The 17,409-nt window shown below is 57.0% G+C and carries 16 protein-coding genes and 1 pseudogene; 9 read left to right on the forward strand and 8 right to left on the reverse strand.

Features of this window, described 5'->3' with window-relative positions; genetic code table 11:
• The first annotated feature begins 46 nt into the window (after positions 1-46).
• From SLW74_RS06320 to SLW74_RS06330, 3 genes are all read left to right on the forward strand, one after another.
• The gene (locus SLW74_RS06320) at positions 47-502 is read left to right on the forward strand and encodes a flavodoxin (protein WP_410928403.1); all 456 of its coding nucleotides are present in this window, start codon (positions 47-49) and stop codon (positions 500-502) included.
• A 224-nt stretch (positions 503-726) separates the two neighbouring features.
• The gene (locus tag SLW74_RS06325; protein ID WP_410928404.1) at positions 727-1,635 is read left to right on the forward strand and encodes an SDR family oxidoreductase; all 909 of its coding nucleotides are present in this window, start codon (positions 727-729) and stop codon (positions 1,633-1,635) included.
• 184 nt (positions 1,636-1,819) lie between these two features.
• Positions 1,820-2,344: a hypothetical protein gene (locus SLW74_RS06330; protein ID WP_065991875.1), complete on the forward strand. Its 525-nt coding sequence runs from the start codon at positions 1,820-1,822 to the stop codon at positions 2,342-2,344.
• A gap of 52 nt (positions 2,345-2,396) precedes the next feature.
• On the opposite strand, the gene SLW74_RS06335 is transcribed toward SLW74_RS06330, so the two are convergent.
• Positions 2,397-2,795 carry a hypothetical protein gene (locus tag SLW74_RS06335; RefSeq protein ID WP_065991877.1) on the reverse strand — a complete coding sequence of 133 codons (399 nt, stop codon included), beginning with the start codon at positions 2,793-2,795 and terminating at the stop codon, positions 2,397-2,399.
• A 279-nt stretch (positions 2,796-3,074) separates the two neighbouring features.
• Here SLW74_RS06335 and SLW74_RS06340 point away from each other — a divergent pair, with 279 nt between their 5' ends.
• A complete protein-coding gene (locus SLW74_RS06340) occupies positions 3,075-3,401 on the forward strand; it encodes a hypothetical protein (RefSeq protein ID WP_410928405.1) in 327 nt (108 codons plus the stop codon).
• Entirely contained in the window at positions 3,377-6,853 is a 3,477-nt protein-coding gene (locus SLW74_RS06345; RefSeq protein ID WP_410928406.1) for a dermonecrotic toxin domain-containing protein, read from the forward strand. Before SLW74_RS06340 ends, SLW74_RS06345 begins: the two co-directional genes overlap by 25 nt.
• Here the strand turns inward: SLW74_RS06345 and SLW74_RS06350 are convergent.
• Positions 6,854-7,075, reverse strand: a pseudogene (locus SLW74_RS06350) (hypothetical protein); the annotation flags it as partial. It abuts the gene before it with no gap.
• A gap of 383 nt (positions 7,076-7,458) precedes the next feature.
• On the opposite strand from SLW74_RS06350, the gene SLW74_RS06355 reads away from it, so the two are divergent.
• Complete coding sequence (locus tag SLW74_RS06355; protein ID WP_410928407.1) at positions 7,459-8,070, forward strand: hypothetical protein; 612 nt, start codon at positions 7,459-7,461, stop codon at positions 8,068-8,070.
• Positions 8,067-10,934, forward strand: a complete 2,868-nt coding sequence (locus SLW74_RS06360) for a dermonecrotic toxin domain-containing protein (RefSeq protein ID WP_410928408.1) — start codon at positions 8,067-8,069, stop codon at positions 10,932-10,934. The genes SLW74_RS06355 and SLW74_RS06360 overlap by 4 nt, the downstream gene beginning before the upstream one ends.
• On the opposite strand, the gene SLW74_RS06365 is transcribed toward SLW74_RS06360, so the two are convergent.
• Positions 10,931-11,734 carry a SirB1 family protein gene (locus SLW74_RS06365; protein ID WP_410928409.1) on the reverse strand — a complete coding sequence of 268 codons (804 nt, stop codon included), beginning with the start codon at positions 11,732-11,734 and terminating at the stop codon, positions 10,931-10,933. The two genes, SLW74_RS06360 and SLW74_RS06365, sit on opposite strands and share 4 nt — an antisense overlap.
• A 195-nt stretch (positions 11,735-11,929) precedes the next feature.
• Here SLW74_RS06365 and SLW74_RS06370 point away from each other — a divergent pair, with 195 nt between their 5' ends.
• Positions 11,930-12,952 carry a Glu/Leu/Phe/Val dehydrogenase family protein gene (locus tag SLW74_RS06370; RefSeq protein ID WP_065991883.1) on the forward strand — a complete coding sequence of 341 codons (1,023 nt, stop codon included), beginning with the start codon at positions 11,930-11,932 and terminating at the stop codon, positions 12,950-12,952.
• 55 nt (positions 12,953-13,007) lie between these two features.
• On the opposite strand, the gene SLW74_RS06375 is transcribed toward SLW74_RS06370, so the two are convergent.
• The gene (locus SLW74_RS06375) at positions 13,008-13,274 is read right to left on the reverse strand and encodes a YebG family protein (protein WP_192132622.1); all 267 of its coding nucleotides are present in this window, start codon (positions 13,272-13,274) and stop codon (positions 13,008-13,010) included.
• Positions 13,275-13,722: 448 nt separating this feature from the next.
• Between SLW74_RS06375 and SLW74_RS06380 the strand changes: the two genes are divergently transcribed.
• Positions 13,723-14,142 (forward strand): phosphate-starvation-inducible protein PsiE, encoded by a 420-nt coding sequence (locus tag SLW74_RS06380; protein WP_410928410.1) that lies wholly within the window; start codon positions 13,723-13,725, stop codon positions 14,140-14,142.
• 159 nt (positions 14,143-14,301) lie between these two features.
• On the opposite strand, the gene SLW74_RS06385 is transcribed toward SLW74_RS06380, so the two are convergent.
• The 4 genes from SLW74_RS06385 to SLW74_RS06400 form a co-directional block, all read right to left on the reverse strand.
• Positions 14,302-14,616, reverse strand: a complete 315-nt coding sequence (locus tag SLW74_RS06385) for a hypothetical protein (RefSeq protein WP_410928411.1) — start codon at positions 14,614-14,616, stop codon at positions 14,302-14,304.
• Between the two features lie 8 nt (positions 14,617-14,624).
• Positions 14,625-16,070 (reverse strand): DUF6861 domain-containing protein, encoded by a 1,446-nt coding sequence (locus SLW74_RS06390; RefSeq protein WP_410928412.1) that lies wholly within the window; start codon positions 16,068-16,070, stop codon positions 14,625-14,627.
• A 346-nt stretch (positions 16,071-16,416) separates the two neighbouring features.
• Entirely contained in the window at positions 16,417-16,761 is a 345-nt protein-coding gene (locus SLW74_RS06395; protein WP_074884139.1) for a YXWGXW repeat-containing protein, read from the reverse strand.
• Positions 16,762-17,009: 248 nt separating this feature from the next.
• Entirely contained in the window at positions 17,010-17,339 is a 330-nt protein-coding gene (locus SLW74_RS06400; protein ID WP_065991891.1) for a DUF3509 domain-containing protein, read from the reverse strand.
• Positions 17,340-17,409: the final 70 nt, after the last annotated feature.

Raw genomic sequence — 17,409 nt, forward strand, 5'->3', positions numbered from 1 at the left:
GCTGGGGCATAATGCCGCACGATTTTACCCGTCACAGGATTAACCCATGAAAGTCGCGATTATTTCGGGCTCGGTGTATGGCTCGGCTGAAGAGGTCGCTCGCCACGCCCAACAGATCATCAAGGATGCAGGGCACGAGGTGCTGTTCAATCCGCGCGCTGCCCTTGCCGATCTGCAGGCCTTTGCACCCCAGGCTCTGCTGGCAGTGAGCTCCACCACCGGAATGGGCGAGCTGCCGGACAACATTCAGCCGCTCTATCACCAGATCCGTGACGTACTGCCTGCTGGATGGCGAGGGCTGCCTGGCGGCGTCATCGCCCTGGGCGACGCGAGTTATGGCGACACGTTTTGTGCAGGCGGCGAGTTGATGCGCGAGCTGTTCGGCGAACTGGGGATCCGCGAGGTGCAGGAAATGCTGCGACTCGATGCCAGCGAAACCGTGACCCCGGAAAGCGATGCCGAGCCGTGGCTGGCGGAGTTCATTGGCCGGCTTGATAGCTGAATAGCTGAATGGCGCGCCCATGCCCCGTCTCCGCCGAGGCATGACAGAGCCATCCCTCGGCGTTATCGACCACCATTCAGCGTGTCCCGTGTTGATTGTGACCCGGCGCCGAGTCGTCGACACTCGATGACCATCACGCCCGCGTCTGCGTCTGCTGCCCTCATGGCTCCTGATGAGTCAAGGGCCGTGGGCGCAGCGCCGGCTTCATCATCGGGGAGAGCAGCATGAGCGAGTCCGTACGTTTCGAAGACAAAGTGGTAATCGTCACCGGTGCGGGCGGCGGGTTGGGAAGAGCCCACGCATTGTTGTTCGCGAAACACGGCGCGCGGGTGATCATCAACGACCTCGGCGGTTCGGCCCATGGCGAAGGGGCCAATGCCTCGGCGGCGGATCGGGTGGTCGCGGAAATCCGTGAAGCGGGCGGCGAAGCGGTTGCCAATCATGATTCGGTCACCGACGGCGACAAGATCGTCCAGAACGCTCTCGATGCCTTCGGCCGCGTCGACGTCGTGGTCAACAACGCCGGCATTCTGCGCGACAAAAGCTTCGCCAAAATGGAAGACGCCGACTGGGACCTGGTTTACCGCGTCCACGTCGAAGGCGCCTACAAAGTCACCCGCGCAGCTTGGCCCCATCTCCGGGATCAGGGCTACGGCCGCATCATCTTCACCTCGTCCACTTCCGGCATTTACGGCAACTTCGGTCAGGCCAACTACGGCATGGCCAAGCTCGGCCTATATGGTTTGACGCGCACGCTCGCGGTTGAAGGGCGCAAGAACAACATCCTCGTCAACGCCATCGCCCCCACCGGCGGCACACGCATGACTGAAGGCCTGATCCCCGCCAGCGTGTTCGAGCTGCTCAAGCCTGAACTGGTCAGCCCACTCGTGGTGTACCTGGGCAGCGAGCAGTGTCAGGACAGCGCCGGCCTGTATGAAGTAGGCGGCGGCTGGATCGGCAAGGTCCGCTGGGAGCGCAGCCTGGGCGCCGGATTCGACCCGCACGCAGGCTTTTCGCCGGAAGACGTCGCGGCGCAATGGCAAACCATCAGTGACTTCAGCGATGCGGTGCATCCGGCTGACAACGTCGAAGCGCTCAAGGAAATGATGGCCAATCTGCAGAGATTTGCCTGATCAGGCTTTGATCAATAAGCGGCCAGTTCGGCGATCGAACTGGCCGTTTTCGTAGGAAGGTTATTTGCCGCGACGTAGGAACGGTCTCTGAATGAGGCAATGATTCCGTCTTCACTTCTTCAGCCTAAACCCCGCCCCCAGTCGCCCGACATGCCTGAGGATCAACCGATTTTCAGGAGGTTTTATGATTGGCAATTTGAGTAAGGTGCAAGAGCGGCTGAGGGTATACAGCGCTGTCCCGGACAAGCAATTTAACGTGCGCTCCGGCCTCAACCCTCAAGAGGAAGCGGTGAAGCAGAAAGTACGTCAGTACTGGGCGGACAAGAGCATTCCTGATGTTAAAAAGCTGGAGGGCTTGAACATCAATCTGGCTGGATTTGATCCGCGTAAGACCAGTAACCGGCAGTTGAGGGATATCGGCGCTCTACTGGCCGAGCAAGGAATTATTGATGGAGACCTTATTGGCACTATGGGCGGCATCAATGTCGAGTTCGATGCGCTGGGAAAAGAAATCAATATCGACAAGGAGGTCAATGCGTACGAATTTTTTACCGACCACTTCGTTCGACTGCAGGGCGCTATCAAGCAAGGCAATGAGATGGCGAAAGGCGCCGTGGTGGATTTGAACACTGCGGTTTCTGTGCTGATGGCACTGGAGGAGCATGCTAAGCGACCTCGCGAGCGTTCATTGGTGAATATTCGCGCCTGAGGATATGAGTTCGGGCGTGGGGCACCACTAGAGTGCCCCAAGCTTTCAGCTGTTACATGGGGACGACGTAACTCCCTGAGTAACTGGTCGGCACAGGACTTTGTACGTTGTCGATTACCAGTCGAAATGTGCCAGCGCCGAACAAGCCTGATGGGTCGTACGTTTTACCAGTCACCGAAGACCAACTGCCAGCTTGAAGCTGTTGGACGAACACAGGGACTTGTCCTGAAGCGCCGGTCACATTGAAGTGATGGGAAGTTGTCCCGCATGTGACCGTGTACGGACCATAGATCACCTGTTGCTCACCTGGGTTTACGGTGCCGGCCGGTATAGCGCCCGAAATTTTCGTGCAGAAATTCATCGTGCTTGCAATAGGTTGCGCAGCAGTTACACCAGCAAGCGACGCCAGGCTTGCCGCCAGGATCAGTGAAGTCATTTTTTTCTTGAACATGTTAGAGCTCCATTAGCCATTTATTGTTGGGTATCGTCGCGCGGTGTCTCCACCTCGCCGATGACTAATGTTTAAACAGAACGTTGCGTAGGAATGTCGCTAGACATGTTGTGGGATTTTTCTGAGCTTTGTTTTTGAGCGGAAGGATGGACCCTCGCAAGCATAAAAGGCTTCCGGAAATCGTTACTGACCCCAAAGCAAAAAAAAGCCGCTGCAATCGCAGCGGCCAAATAAGACGTTGAATCCAGGAGCTTCAAAACACAACGTCGGTGACGACGATTGAGCACCCCCAACCTTTGCCACGGTTGGCAGAGGGTGAGGGGCTGCTCGGATGGCGCTAAGGTTAAGGGGTTTGCTGAAAGCGAAAAAGCGCAGTTTGTGACAAGCAGTGTTACCGCCGCAGCAACAGTAGGACGGCACCACAAAAAGGCGATGTTCAACTTTATTTCCTGCACAACGGGTCGGCGCCAATCGCCGATCTCAATCAATAGTTATTCCATCGTTCTGCGACTCAGCGGGTTAGATGACAGCTCATTTGGACTGTTCACGTTTTTCACACTTTGGCTGGATGCCTGGGTGACGTGGATGGTTATCCTGGAGCTGTAAAGATGACTCATCGTTCTGTTGAAAACAGTGCCCGCCAGAATGCGGGCTCCCTGCTCGATCATGCAAAAAGCGAAGGCGAGCTGTCGGCGTCGATCGTCGAGCAACTGCGCCAAGCCCCCACCTTGCAGGAGGCAGCGAGGCAGATGCTGGTCGACGCCCTTGCTCGAAGCACCCGGTTTCCAAACCCTGACGCGCTGTTCATTCACAGGAAAAACACGGCCGGGTTTGATCCGCAGCCGCTTGCGCTGACTCAGGCGCTGCTGCACGCCTTTATCGGGGACCGCGCGTACCTCGACGATAAACAGGCCGTGGTGTCCACCCGTCGAGATTCTGCTCATCCTGCTCACGCCTTGCCGGGCTGGGACATCGAAGCCATCAGGACGCTGTTTCCGAGCCTGCTGAGCAAGCTGCCGGGTTTCTTCAAGTTCAGTCTCGACGAGTACTGGACCTTCGAGGAGCAGACCTTCACGCCCATTCCCGGCGAGGACGCTGTGACGGGTACGCGCGATGTTGTGCTGGAGAAGCTGCAGTCCTGGGTTTTTCACCATGCCATCCAGTTGGCCGTCGGCGAACGTGAGCTGGACGGGGCGGACCGGACTCGGCTGCGACAGGTGGTTGACGATGTTGATTGCGAAGGTCGTTATGCCGTGTCGTTGCGCACATCGGAAGGCGCTGCGCTCCCGCTGATCGGCGCTTTTGTGGCAACCGCTGAAAATACCGACAGCTCGTCCCTGGCTGCCGATGGAAACAGCTCACCCGTGTTCCTCATGACCCCGGCGGGCGGGGTGGAAAAGTTCGCCACGCTTGGGGCGATGGAGGCGTCTCTGTATCACCGCCTTGGCGAAGAGGACTCACGCGAACTCTTGGCGGGTTACCTCTCGCTCGAACACCAGTTGCTGATCGCCGAGGCCGCCCCGGGCTCGGTGCAGCTGAGTTACTCGCTGCTGAACGATACGCCCGCTGCGCGCTTTATCGCGAGCTTGCAAGAGAAGCAGATCAACGACTTCGATCACCTCAGTGCCCAGGCATCGCTGAGCGGTGGCGACTCGCAGGCACTGCTGCGGATGTTCGACGACGTCAGCCGCCTGGATGATCTGGAGCAGGCCCTGAATGTTCGCTATCTGGCTCTGCTGGCATTCGTGCAGGAGCGCAGCCTGCCGGATTGGCTCACGTCCGCCCCTGCTGCTGACCGTCAGCGCTATGACGCGCTCGCGCAAGAGCAGGCGCGTTGTGAGGAGGGTGTGCAGGCGCAACTGGTTGGCACCGAAACGGCTGAAATCTATGCGCGTCGAGAAATCGCCGCCTACCTCATGAAGCACTTGGGCTATACGTTCTATCCTTCCAGCCTGAGGATCAATCTACCGGATGAAATGTCCTTCTCTGATGAGCCGCTGAGAACCGTTTACACCAATACATTGCTTGGCTTTGCCCTCGAAGGCATGCCCGAGGTCGAGCTTCGCCTGGGGCCGAGTATTGAGATTGACCCCGCGTACTCCCATCTGCGCCTGAATTTCGATTTTGTCTGCCGTTTGGTGCGAGACCTCGATTTGAAGCGGCGCTACGGGCTCGAGTTGGAGCGCCGCTACCGCGAGCAGGACACTCTGAAAGCCCTGAGTGCCTTGCGCGCGAGCGATATCGCATTGAGTGCCTGTGCGGCAGTGCTGCAAGGGCATCTGTCGGAACGGGGCCAGGCGCTGATTGAGCGCGTGCAGGCCAATCTAGGCAGAGACAGCACGTTGAAAATCGGAGCCCTGTATCTCAAGGGCGACAACCGGAGGCTCGAGGATGTGGTTGTTCTGCGTGAGATCCGCGGCAAGGATGAGTTCTATGTGCTTTATGCGCCCGGCCACCCGAGCGGCCGCGATCTGTTCGATTTCTCCACCTGGCGTGAATTGTCGTTTGAAATCCGCAGTTGGCTGGCGACCCCACAGGGCGCGCAGTACTTGCTGGATCAAACGGTCGTCAACCCGGATCATCACGTCGTCCCTTACATCGCGAGAGTTCAGTTGGTGCCCTCGGAGTGGACTGCCGACAGCGTGCAGTTCATCTCCATCAATGGCTCCTTCCTTACGGACGCGCTGTCGGGCCTGAGTTATTACAAGATCGAGCAGATTCTGGCGCGGGATCCGAGTGTGTCCAGTGCGCGGATGCAGCACGTTACCGATCAGCAGCGGACCGCGCAGGTGTTGCTGGACCACCGGATTGAGGCACTGAATGCCGCTTACGACAAATTCGGCATCACGCCTTGGCGTGAAGCGGCCCGGCGTGAATGCGAACGCTTGATCACTGCGCACTTGAGGGCCTCCGGCATACCGGGAAGTATCGACCCGGATACCGTGTTCTGCGATCTGGAGAACGCAACGGCTGAGGGCCAGCCCGATTTTGGCCGCTATACCACGCTCAAGTGCCTGACAGATCTGTTCATGGTGGGTTACTCGGAGGAAGAGTACGCCTTTCACCCCGCCGCCACGTTGCACTCATCCATCGGCCAGGACCTTTCCGCACTCTCCGGCGCAATCGTTGACAGCATGATCCGCGGCTCAAATTACGCGGATGAGTACCTGACGCAGCTGCGCCGACATACCTGGAGCATTTCCAATTCCCCGCCCAAGACGATCGTCGCCTTGTTCTCCCGCAAGACTCATTACCAGATGCGCCGTGACGCGCTGGACGAATATGTCGCCGGGCGCCTTGCGCTCGATCAGTACAACTGGCTCGTACGGATGATTGCAGGGCTGGATGGCAGCATTGTCGGGAATACGGTGGAGACTCCGGGAACGTTCCATCGGTTGGTGATGGAGCACAAGACACTTGCCGATATCTACCTCTTCAAACCGGACGCCACCCACGCCCGCTTTGGGACGCTGGCCTACACGCCTGACGCGCCTGATGGTCATCTGTTTCGTCAGGAGGACGACATTGTTCGCTCGGTGTCGCGCCCTGGCATGAACCGGTATTACTACGACCGCGCGAACTTCAGGGCTCAGGGCACCATCGGCCCATTGCTGCAAAAACTTGAACAGTCGCCCATGGTGGGGAACACATTCTACAAGGTCGCTCACTCAGTGCCGTCGGTCAGGAACTTCGAAGATCTGCACGACTTCATCGTTACCCACTTGATGGTGGACATTGATGCTCAGACCGAGAGTGTCAACGAGCGGCGCTTGCTCAAGACGTACAACTTTGTTCGCAAATACGGCGGCTATGTTGCAAATCTGAACCCGAAAACCAAAGCGGTGTGGACAGCCCTGCACGCGACGGTCGATCTGTTTCGGGGCATTTACGCCTACCAGGACGGCAACCATGAACGCGCGAAACGCTACTTCATCGATGCTGCGAAGGGCGCCTACAAAACCGCCAAGCAAGTCCGCAAGATCCGTAAGGCGGAGAAATTGAAGCGCCTGGGCAAGACGTCAAAGCCGTCGTCGGTTGGGCTGCCGCAGTTCCGATGATCAATGCAGCGCACCCATTCCGGGGAGCTGAACCAGACGTTGAGTGAGTCGCACCCGTTGAACCGGGTCATCACTCAACATCAACGCATGCTCCAGGTCGAAACGTTCGGCCTGGGGGCAGTCCAGATGCTGGTACAGGCTGGCACGGGCGAGGTAATCGCTGGTGCTGGCCTGGCCCAGTACTATCACTCGATTGGCGCTCTTGACTGAGGCAAGCCCATCAGCAATCGCAGCAGCGCAAACCAAACGTTGATTCAGGCGCTAACAATACAGCGTTGAGTGACTGCTTCAGCCATTAAGAAAAATCAGTCATTCATCAGACTTCAAACCCTCAACTTTGAATGCGCCCATCGATGTTTTCGGGTGTCGCAGACGGCTGGATTTCGGCTGTGCACTCTGACATCGCAACAGTAGGAGAAGACTCCAGGCAGTCGAATACGGTGTTCATCTCCTGCGAACTGCGTCCGTCCAGCCTGATTAGCCAAGCAATATGTACCGCTTACCAAGCTGAGCAAACGTCAGAAAATAGCCAGCTCGAACCGCTCACGTTGTACCCATTGGCCGGATGCCGGTGGGCGTGACGGTTCTTTATCGGAGCTGTATCCATGAATGATTTATCTGCTGCAATTCCCTTCAATAACCAAGGTGCGCTTCAGCAGCACGCCACCACCCGGCACTTTCTCGCCTTTACCACGGCGTGCTCGCAATGCACCTCGGTACTGGACAAGCTCCCCTCGCTTCGTGATGTCGCTTTTGACCGCCTTTCAAGCTTTCTGCGCGGGAATGTATCAGTGTGGAACCCGGACATTATTTTTCTGAACACCGCGTCCGGGTCCGGAGCGGTGCAAAGTTCGCGTTCACTTACTGATGCCCTGATTCAGGCGATGACGCAAGGGGCCAGCGCCTTCGATCAAGATTCCCAGCGCCTGTATTACCGCCACGACAGCACCGAGGCGCAGCACCTGGTGGCAGAAAAGGATTTCTCCACGATCAAAAGCATTTTTGGCCAAGTGCTGGCGATGTTTCCCGGGGCTTATCACGCGGCGCTTGGCTGGGCATGGGACAGCCGTGAGCATTCCCCGGCGGGCGGCAATAGTGCGGCGCGCCACGAAATCGTCAGTGCGCATCATCATTCGGCGCTCAAGCACGACATTGAGTTTCAGGTTATTGAGCAGCGACTCAACGACGAGGAAAAAAACGCCTGCTGCATGCATTGAGTCACCAACCCACTGGCGGGCTTTTCAAGATATCCCTGCGTCTGTCGCGCGAAATGACAGCACCGCTGCTCTCGGTCTTCGCGGTCGCGCGGGATGAACAGGCGGTCGATGTCCGCCACGCCTCCGGACCCTGTTATCTGGTCATGGCCGCAGGCGGAGTTGAGCGGTATGAGTCTTTTTCTGAGCTCAACAGCCAGCTGGCTCGGCGACTGTCCTGGCCATCGGGTAAGGAGCCGTTGCTGAAAAACCTTTATTTATCGGATCTTGCGGGATTGCCCGAAAATCACGTTTTCGGCAACGACGATCTTGAATACGAGCCTTGTATCGAGCCACTGCTGCACTGCCATGTTCAGGGACTTCGTAACAAGCAGGCCATGGACTTCGAGTTTCTGGTGCAACAGGCCAGAGCGAACAGCGAGGGCAATCACACCTTTTTGAAAAAAGTCAGTGAAGTGCAGGTGTGTGCTCATATTGATGAAGGGATGGGGCACCGATTCAGGAGCCTTTCCATTCGTGCCGAGGATCTCACTCAGCCTCAATGGCTTAAATACGCGGCCCCCGAGAAGCGCGAGCACTATGCGAACCTCAATAACCAATTCAGCGAACGCAAGCGTGCAGTTGATGCGCTGTTTGAGGGGTTGGAATCGTTGGAAGTATTTGCCCGTCATGAGATTGATCGCTATGTGCGCAGGCATCTGGGCTATTCGATCGACGCGCAGCAAATAATGATCAGCGTGCCGGATGAGTTTGACCTTCAGGGCGGCACTTTTTCGGTGAACCACCGCAAGTCGCTGCTTGATTTCGCGATGCATGGCCTGCCGGCAGTTTCAGGTCCCGGCAAGGTGATCGTCCCTGCTGCGTATTCGAATCCTGCGTTTACATTCGAGTTTGTGAAAACAATGCTTGATGAGCTGGATGTGCAGCGCCGTTACCTGCAGCGGCTCAGGGCGCAGTTTACCCATGAGGAGACCTTGCGAGCCCTGACCCACAGGCGAGACGCCGCGTTGGCGCTGAGTGCTTGGGCTGCTGTGCTGCAAGGCCATCTGATGGACGACCGAAGCCAGGACCTCATCCATCTGGTGCGCGCCGACATTATTCAAGACGGTGCAGTGATGAGGCTGGGCAGCCTGAAACTGGCTGTCAACGGCATGCGCTTCAAAGATTTGCTGGTGTTCCGTAAGCAGGATGCGGCAGGCGACGATCATTACGTTCTTTACGCACCCGGTGCGCCAGGCGGCCAGGATATGTTCGGGTTCAGCTCATGGCGCCAGTTGTCCTTTGAAGTCGGCAGCTGGCTGGCGACCGATGCGGGCGGCAATTATGTGCAAGACCAGACGGCTTTAACCGCCGAGGCTGACCATTCCGATTTTCTGGAAAAAGTTCGTCTCAAGGGCACGTTGTGGGGTGAGTCCAGTGTCGTTTTCCATGAGCTGGAAGGGGACAACTTCGAAGATCGTCTCTCAGATGCAATTCGTCATAAGGTCGACCGGACGCTGACTCGGGATGATGCTGATTTGTTGGGGTTCACCATGGAAACTGCTTATGCGAACCGTGGCGCCCTTGCATTGCTTGATCATCGGGTCAGCGAACTGAACAAGGCGTTTGTGCACACAACGCAGGCGATGGTGTCTTTCGAGCAATTCGCCAGGAGCGAAGGCAGCAAGCTGCTCAATGATTACATTGCCAGCCAAGGCATCAACGAGCGCGTCGATACCGATACGATCTTCGTGGATCTGGAGAACGCTGCGTACGTCGCGAATCCGGACTTCAGTGCGTACACGCGGTTGAGGTCCCTGACCAGCCTGTTCATGGAAGGGTTTTCCGATCAGTACGCTTTTACTCCTGCGGCGCCGATGTACTCCTCGGTAGGGCAGGACCTGAGGGCGCTGCCCTTGTACTTCGTCCAACGAGTGGACAAATCGTTGCGGGAAGCGGCGTTGGGTGAGCGTTACGTCCAGTGGATCAGGAGAGAGTTCCTGGACACCTCTCACGAGCAGTATCGCTATCGCAGGGCGTTATTTGGCAGGCGTCTGCAGTTCGATATGCGCTCAGCGGCGATGCGAGAATTTTTGAAAGGCAATTTATCCGCTGCGCAATATCAATGGTTGGTGCCATTGATTGTTTCGCTGGATAAGCAGGTGCTCGACAAAAACGAGGGGCTGCAACGCCGTATCAGCCGCAGCAGCGCTTCAATGTTCCGCTTTGCCGGTTACATCGTTCAAGGCGTTTATATGCTCCGGGATTTCAGCTCCTCGGATGGCGACTTCAATCTGTTATATACCCCTGATGCTCCCGATGGCGTCAGCTTCCGAAAGGTGACCGACTACGTGCAACTTATGCGCTCGCCTGCCATGCGCCACTATTACTACCTTCGTGTTCCCTACAAAGGACAGCCGAGTGTGGGGTCTCGTTTCGACGCCATGGACCGCAATCTCCCGGTGCAGTGGGTCCGCGTTGAAAACAGGGAGTACCAGAATACCGATCGAATCACTGACATCCATGATCTTTACAACGAACAAATCAGTCGCATCATTGCCGATGTCGATGCTCAGACCAAAAGCCGGACGGAGCGCTGGGTCGAGAAGGTTTATTCGGTTGTAAGGTTACTCGGCTCCGTGCTGCTGATGCCGTTTCCCGGTGGAGCGCTTGCATGGACAGTGCTTCACACCGCCATCGATATACAACGAGGCTTGCTCGCCTATCACGACGGAGACCGCGCGACCGCGTCCTGGTTTTTTGGATCTGCTGTCTTTGGATCAATACTGGGAGGCACCGGCGTCAAGACAGTCCTGACTCATGATCAGGCACTGGTCATCAAAGTCGGTCAGTGGGCGGTAAAAAAACTGGCAGCCCAGACCGTTTAATGGATGGCGCGCCCACTCGGCAGAGACTGCAGACGCTGCGTCAGGCGCAACTTCTGCAACGGGTCATCACTCAACATCAACGCATGCTCCAGGTCGAAACGTTCGGCCTGGGGGCAGTCCAGATGCTGGTACAGGCTGGCACGGGCGAGGTAATCGCTGGTGCTGGCCTGGCCCAGTTCCATCACGCGGGTTGCGTCTTTAAGTGCCGCGAGCAAATCATCGTTTAACTGATGCAGATAGCGCAGGTTTCGCGAGAGGCGTTGAAGCATGGCTGCAGGCGTCGCGGTTTTCATGTGCTCAGCCTTGAGCGGCATGTCCGCGCCGAACTGACGCAGGAGCAACTCACGGCAGTCCTTGGGGTAGAGCCTGCGTCCGCCGCATGGGTCCAGGGTATGGTCGGCGCTGGGCACCCGCAGCAGAAAATGCCCCGGGAAGTTCACGCCTTCGAGGGGAATCTCCAGTCGCTTCGCTATTTCCAGCGCAACCAGCGCCAGCCCCAGCGGCTGGCCGCGATGACGTTCAAGCACTTTGTGAATCAAGGCAGCCTGGGGTTTGGGCTGAGCGGCATCGTCTTGCTGGAACCCCAGCGTCGCCAGTTGCCGAAGCAAGGGCTGGGCAAGCTCGGCGACCGGCAATAAAGGTAATGCCGCACTGACACTGCGCTCCAGCGCGGCGAGCTGATCGCGAATAACCTGAACATCAACCTCCCCGTCGTGCTCCGCAGCGATCCATACCGCAGCGTCGAATGTGGAGGGCGGGTTCCGTTCTAGACAGGCAATGCATTGCTGGCGCGGATTCATCGACTTCTCCGGCAGGATAAGACGGCTGAGAAGAATTAAAGGATGACTCTGTTTTAGCCTTGGCCGCTGCCTTCGTCCAGCGTTGATTCATCGCGCGTGGCCAACGGCAGTCCGTCGTCCGGATCCGCTCGGCCCGACCTTCTTTTTTTCATTCAGCGCCTATACTCGCCAGTACGAAAAAGGGGAGCAGTGCCCATGTTCGCTCTCATGCAAAGCTCACGCGTGCAATCACTGCACATGATGGTTGAGCCGCGCACCGGCCTGAAAGCGGTGATCGCGATCCACAGCAGCCAGAAAGGTCCGGCGATGGGGGGCTGTCGCTACCTCTCCTACCCAAACGAAGAGAGCGCCATCGAGGACGCCATCCAGCTGGCAAGGAACATGAGCTACAAAGCCGTGCTCGCCGGATTGTCATTGGGCGGTGGAACGGCCGTGATCATGCGCCCGGCCCACGTGCCTGATCGCGCTGCCCTGTTCGAGGCGTTCGGACGGTTCGTGCAGACCCTCGACGGACGTTATGTCACGGCCATGGACAGCGGCACCTCCAGAGAGGACATGGACTGCATAGCCCAATCCACTCAGCATGTCACCGGCACCACGGCGGTCGGCGACTCTTCTGCGCACACCGCATTGGGTTTGTACGCGGGGATTCGTACCACGGCCATGGCAAGGCTGGGCAGCGATAACCTTGAAGGTTTGCGCGTGGCCATTCAGGGATTGGGGCATGTGGGTTATGCGCTCGCGGAACAGCTCCATGGGGCGGGCGCCGAGTTGTTGGTCGCAGATCTGGACAGCGGCAAGGTGCAACTCGCCATGGAGCAATTGGGCGCCAAGCCGATTGCCAGCGAAGCGTTGCTCAGCACGCCTTGCGACATCCTTGCGCCGTGCGGGCTGGGCGGCGTACTCAACAGCCACAGTGTGACCAAGTTGCGATGCGCCGCCGTCGCGGGTGGCGCCAATAACCAGCTGAGCTGTGCCGCGATCGCCGACCAACTGGAAGCCCGCGGCATTCTGTATGCCCCGGATTACGTGATCAATTCCGGTGGCCTGATCTATGTCGCACTGCATCATCAGGGGCAAAGCCCGGGCAACATCACCGCGCATCTGTCTCAGATCGGCACGCGGCTGACCGAGGTGTTCGCCCATGCGCAAGCTGAAAAGCGCTCACCCGCGCGGGTGGCGGATGAGCTGGCAGAACGGCTGCTGGACATGGAGTGAATCGCCTTCGTGGCAAATCTGCCTCAACTGGCTGAAGCCAAAGTCGCTGGGCTGATTACTCAGCCTGCTCCGCCGCGGGTGCCAGCTCGTTGAGGGCAAGGGCGTTGCTCTTGAAAGCGGCAGCGAAGATGGCGCGGTTCTTCGCCATGAAAATACTGGCGTCTTCAGCGTGTTTTTCGGAGAGCCCGGCGACGTTCTTCATCAGCACATCGGTGAGCAGCTCTGCCAGTTCCAGCATCTGATCATGGGCATCGGCGAGTTTGCGGTCCACGAACGTAGTCTCCAAATCACGGGTACTGCGGTAAAGGGTTTCAACAGCCATTGTTGGCCTCGTCGTCATTTCCAGAGTTGTAAGGGATCAGCCCGGGCGCTCAACGCTTCGGCCGACGGATGATGCAAAGACAGCGTGCTCCGTCTTTTTACTGTGTATTTATACAGTGCGCAGCATAGGTGAATCGCCTCGGCTTGGGTAGGGGGTGAGCGCTCACTTTTTTTACCAGGCGCAGCCTTGCGACATCTGGTCACGTTCTCAACCTTAGCCGATGGCCCTATTAATGCTTGCCTACAACCAGGCTGCGCACGGGCAAATCGTCATGCGCGCGGCGCATCATCCCGTACGGATCACCCAAGGAAGTACATCGTGAACATCAACGCGGCCAACGCCCTGCGTCGACAGATCCACCGCTGCGCTCAATCGCAGCGCTCGTTATGAACACTTTTGTTTTGGTCAGGGGAGGTGAGGGATGGCTGGTGTGAGATGGGCAGATCGAATGCGGGCGAAGCTTCACGGCGGCGCCAACAGCCTGGGTAATCTGGCCGTTGAAGCGTTTCACTATCTGGCGCTGTTCGGTATTGGGGCGGTCACCGCATACGCCGCTATAAAAGCGTTCATCGGCATGCTCGGGCAGGACTACATCGCGGTGGACGATATTCTGCTGTTGTTCATCTACCTCGAACTGGGCGCGATGGTCGGCATCTATTTCAAGACCAACCACATGCCGCTGCGGTTCTTGCTCTACATCGGGGTGACCGCTTTGATCCGCTTGCTGATCAGCGACGTGTCGCATCACAAAGCGCCGGATTTGGGGATCATTTATGTCTGCGGCGGCGTGCTGTTGCTGGCGTTCTCGATTTTGGTGGTGAGGTATTCCTCGTCGAGGTATCCGTCGGTGCAGGAGAAGGTGGAGTAGGGATGGGATGAGTCCTTATTGTTTAGGACTCATCTACCGTTTGCCCGGCATAGGTCTTGGCTTTTGGTATGTATGCGTTTAGCGGCCAACGCCGAGGGCTGTGGACAGGGGCGTGGCGACGGCGTTTCCCATCCATACGCATTACCAGACGGGCTGGGATTACTTCCTGGCCTTTTTCATGATTTCTTCAATCATCTTGAGCGTATCCGAGCCGCGACCTTCGATAAGTTCGACATAAAAATTGCTGTAGGCCCCAGAGAGATCGCGATATTTTCGGAGGTTTGATTCATCCATAATTCGATGGCCTGGTATGTCTCGTGCTTCGACTTGGCTAGTGATCTCACCTCGTTCGGCGGCCGATATTAAATGCTCCATGTGTTGGTACAAAGCGAGTGCTGCGGGTTCTTTTTCTTTATACCGTTCTAATTGCTTCCGCAATTCGATTGCGGTCTGTCTCAACGCTAGAATATCCATGCTGATTCCTAATTGTCGATTTCGCCAATGAGCTTTGCTGCGGACCATTCTTTCCGGTTAGGCACTAGATATTGTGCCGCTCCGCCTGTTCTAGTGATATTTCCGCCGAACTCTACTGTTGGTGCAACCGTGCTTTTGAATACTTCGGTTGGCTGAAGTGGCGTAATTTCAAAAATGTGATACTTGGCATTTTCACTGATGACCGGTAAGCCGAGTGCATCTGCTAGCGTTTTATCGGATTTAGCAGCCGCTTGCAATTCTTCCATTGTGGTGAAGAATGGCGAGTAGTCAGAAGCGCCTTTTTCGGTCACAGGTACGATTTTTACAAGCGGTGTTGTAATGTTGGTGGTGATCGGTACGTTACTCCCTGATGCTACATGGCTGAAAGCTCTTTCCATGACGCCTATAGATGATAACTTAGGATCTGCCGCTACAATTTTAGCGATATATTTCTGCCCATCAGCGCTTTGCAGGTAATCATGGATCTGCTGGTTACTTAAGCCCTTTGGCTCAAGTGTCTTCACAGAGTTTCGTTTATGCTCGACTGACACGAACTCCGGGTCTTGCTTGGCGTAAAAATCACGCATCTTACTTTCCCGCGCCAGCTGCTCGACTGAAGTGACTCCCCTGATCTGTAATTCATGATGCCCTAAAAGGTTCTCTTCATTTTTCGTGAGCCATTCAACGATCGGTTTGCTGGAAATATCTGCTCGGAGCTTGGCACTTCTCGCAGCGATACTTTCCAAGCTGTTGAATACACCCGCTCTCATCTCCCCACGGGTCAGATAGGTGACAATCGCCATGAGCAACAGCAGCACCAACTGCTCTTGCCCTTGGGCCAGCAGCCGAGCTGCGCGCGCTATGCGGTCTTGGATCATCGCAGCGGAACCGCCAGTGGGGTCAAGGCCTGGATCTTTCAAGCCGTCTTCAGCTTGCCACGCAGTGCATAGCCCTTCGTATATCGTCGATAGGCATGGTCCGATACCTGCCGAGAAATAACCAGCGATTGCATATAATCCAAGCGCTGCCATGATCAAGTTTCCGACCTGCAACCCTACACCTGCGCCGATTGCCGCACCGGGCAAGGCTCCAGCACCTAAAGCAAGTGAGCCGGCTGCGCCACCCATCGCAGCTCCCATCATTACGCTGCCGCCCACGATCATCACAACTTCCTGCAACAGCTTAATCAACTCCGGCAGAATTTCCTCAATATTGATCGACGCCCATTTGCGCCGAATGTTCATCTGCATGATGGGGGAGGACAAGTCCAGCGCGTGGCGAACATTGTCGATCCTATGCCCACCCACGTATCCGTAGGCTTGAGTTGCGCCGTTACTGATGCGACGGGTGAAGCCGTTCCAGCCGTCATCAACGCCCTGATTCAGCTCACTGAATTTATGGTCGAGGTTTCGCTCGATGTCGCCCCAGCCAGGTAAATTAGCGAAAAAATCCATTTAGCGGTTATGTCCCCATTGGAGGGCGCCAATTACGCCCAGATGGTGGCCTGACAAGACCACGGCATGCCGTTAATTTAGGACTACAGGCGCCATAAAACAACTGAGAGTGGATCCTGTCCTTCGCCATTAGCGCTACGACCAGTGATGCTTCAAGCAGTTGGCAGGTTGTTGCTGCAGCGGCGACCGAGATACTTTGCAAGATGGGATGGTCGTTCGGTACGAACTTGCCTCTCCCTTGTAATCGCCGCTTGCAATCAGCGAGCTGTTTTACGATGAGCTATCCACCAGCGAATCCAAAAAAAATGCCCCGTCTCAACGGGGCATCTTCATCTGCAAAGAACAGTCAGTTCACCCACACCCCAACGTGGTAATGCCAGCCATCGCCTCGACTTTCCCAGTACGGATGTTGATAGCGATAGCCCGGCCGTACCGCTTCCCAGTGGCCGTGTTCGGCGACGTAGCGGTTGCCGTTCCAGCGCCAGTAGCCGCGGGACCAGACATAGCCCGGGCGCGGAGCCGGTTCTTCTTCGATGACGCGCACGGGCGGCGCTTGCGGGGCGACGACTTCGACGTATTCGGCGCGGGGCGCGGGTCGGTCGACCACTCGCCGCTCGTGCACCACTCTTTCTTCCACGCAGCCGGTCGCGAGCGCCAGCGCGCCAATCAGCGCTATGTATCGTAGAGACATATCGTCACCTCAGACTTGTCCAGACTCTGCTGCTCGCCGTTGTTGTGTAACGGGGCAGCCGGCTTGCTACCAGGTTTGTTGCTACAGGTTTGTTGTAACAGGTGCTTTCTGTCTGAGGGCTGAATCGGCGGAAATTACAGGGACGTAGGCGATCGTCGGCGGGGGACGGAGCGGGTTGAGAATGATGCCGCGAAAAGACTGCGCTGGAGAGGCAATCACTATCGCCTCATGCCCTGCGCATCAAAAAATCAGAGGCCGGCAGTCAACTGCGGACGGCCGAGGAAGCGGGTTCGGGTAGGCGGAGGCGAGAGTTGCTTGAGGTCGCCATCCGTCATGGCTGCCAGGATCTTGATGGCGCTATGGCCTTGTTCGATGGCGATGCCGAACTGGATGCTTTCGATCAGACGGCGCAGCCGCTTGGGCGAGTTGCGTTGCTCGGCACTGATCAGCCGTTTGGCGACCACACCTGACTCATTCGACAGCGTCAGCATGATGGTCCCGTCGAGGCCCTGGATACTCAGGTTGACCCGGTAGTCGGGATGGAAGGCGTCGGTGATCAGTTGAAAAGGGTTATCCATGGCCTGTTACCTGTTAACGATCTGCATGAATTGACTGGGGGTGAATCCCTTTAGTTCTCGAAGCCGATCA

It is taken from the genome of Pseudomonas sp. W5-36 (genome assembly GCF_046540455.1).
In the GTDB taxonomy this organism is placed as follows: Bacteria; Pseudomonadota; Gammaproteobacteria; order Pseudomonadales; family Pseudomonadaceae; genus Aquipseudomonas; species Aquipseudomonas graminis_B.

What these genes read in the sequence shown, in the direction of transcription:
- SLW74_RS06400 (WP_065991891.1), bottom strand. Translation starts at nt 17,339, where the DNA reads ATGGATAACCCTTTTCAACTGATCACCGACGCCTTCCATCCCGACTAC.
- SLW74_RS06375 (WP_192132622.1), bottom strand. Translation starts at nt 13,274, where the DNA reads ATGGCTGTTGAAACCCTTTACCGCAGTACCCGTGATTTGGAGACTACG.
- SLW74_RS06385 (WP_410928411.1), bottom strand. Translation starts at nt 14,616, where the DNA reads ATGGATATTCTAGCGTTGAGACAGACCGCAATCGAATTGCGGAAGCAA.
- SLW74_RS06365 (WP_410928409.1), bottom strand. Translation starts at nt 11,734, where the DNA reads ATGAATCCGCGCCAGCAATGCATTGCCTGTCTAGAACGGAACCCGCCC.
- SLW74_RS06370 (WP_065991883.1), top strand. Translation starts at nt 11,930, where the DNA reads ATGTTCGCTCTCATGCAAAGCTCACGCGTGCAATCACTGCACATGATG.
- SLW74_RS06320 (WP_410928403.1), top strand. Translation starts at nt 47, where the DNA reads ATGAAAGTCGCGATTATTTCGGGCTCGGTGTATGGCTCGGCTGAAGAG.
- SLW74_RS06330 (WP_065991875.1), top strand. Translation starts at nt 1,820, where the DNA reads ATGATTGGCAATTTGAGTAAGGTGCAAGAGCGGCTGAGGGTATACAGC.
- SLW74_RS06335 (WP_065991877.1), bottom strand. Translation starts at nt 2,795, where the DNA reads ATGTTCAAGAAAAAAATGACTTCACTGATCCTGGCGGCAAGCCTGGCG.
- SLW74_RS06380 (WP_410928410.1), top strand. Translation starts at nt 13,723, where the DNA reads ATGCGGGCGAAGCTTCACGGCGGCGCCAACAGCCTGGGTAATCTGGCC.
- SLW74_RS06390 (WP_410928412.1), bottom strand. Translation starts at nt 16,070, where the DNA reads ATGGATTTTTTCGCTAATTTACCTGGCTGGGGCGACATCGAGCGAAAC.
- SLW74_RS06355 (WP_410928407.1), top strand. Translation starts at nt 7,459, where the DNA reads ATGAATGATTTATCTGCTGCAATTCCCTTCAATAACCAAGGTGCGCTT.
- SLW74_RS06325 (WP_410928404.1), top strand. Translation starts at nt 727, where the DNA reads ATGAGCGAGTCCGTACGTTTCGAAGACAAAGTGGTAATCGTCACCGGT.
- SLW74_RS06395 (WP_074884139.1), bottom strand. Translation starts at nt 16,761, where the DNA reads ATGTCTCTACGATACATAGCGCTGATTGGCGCGCTGGCGCTCGCGACC.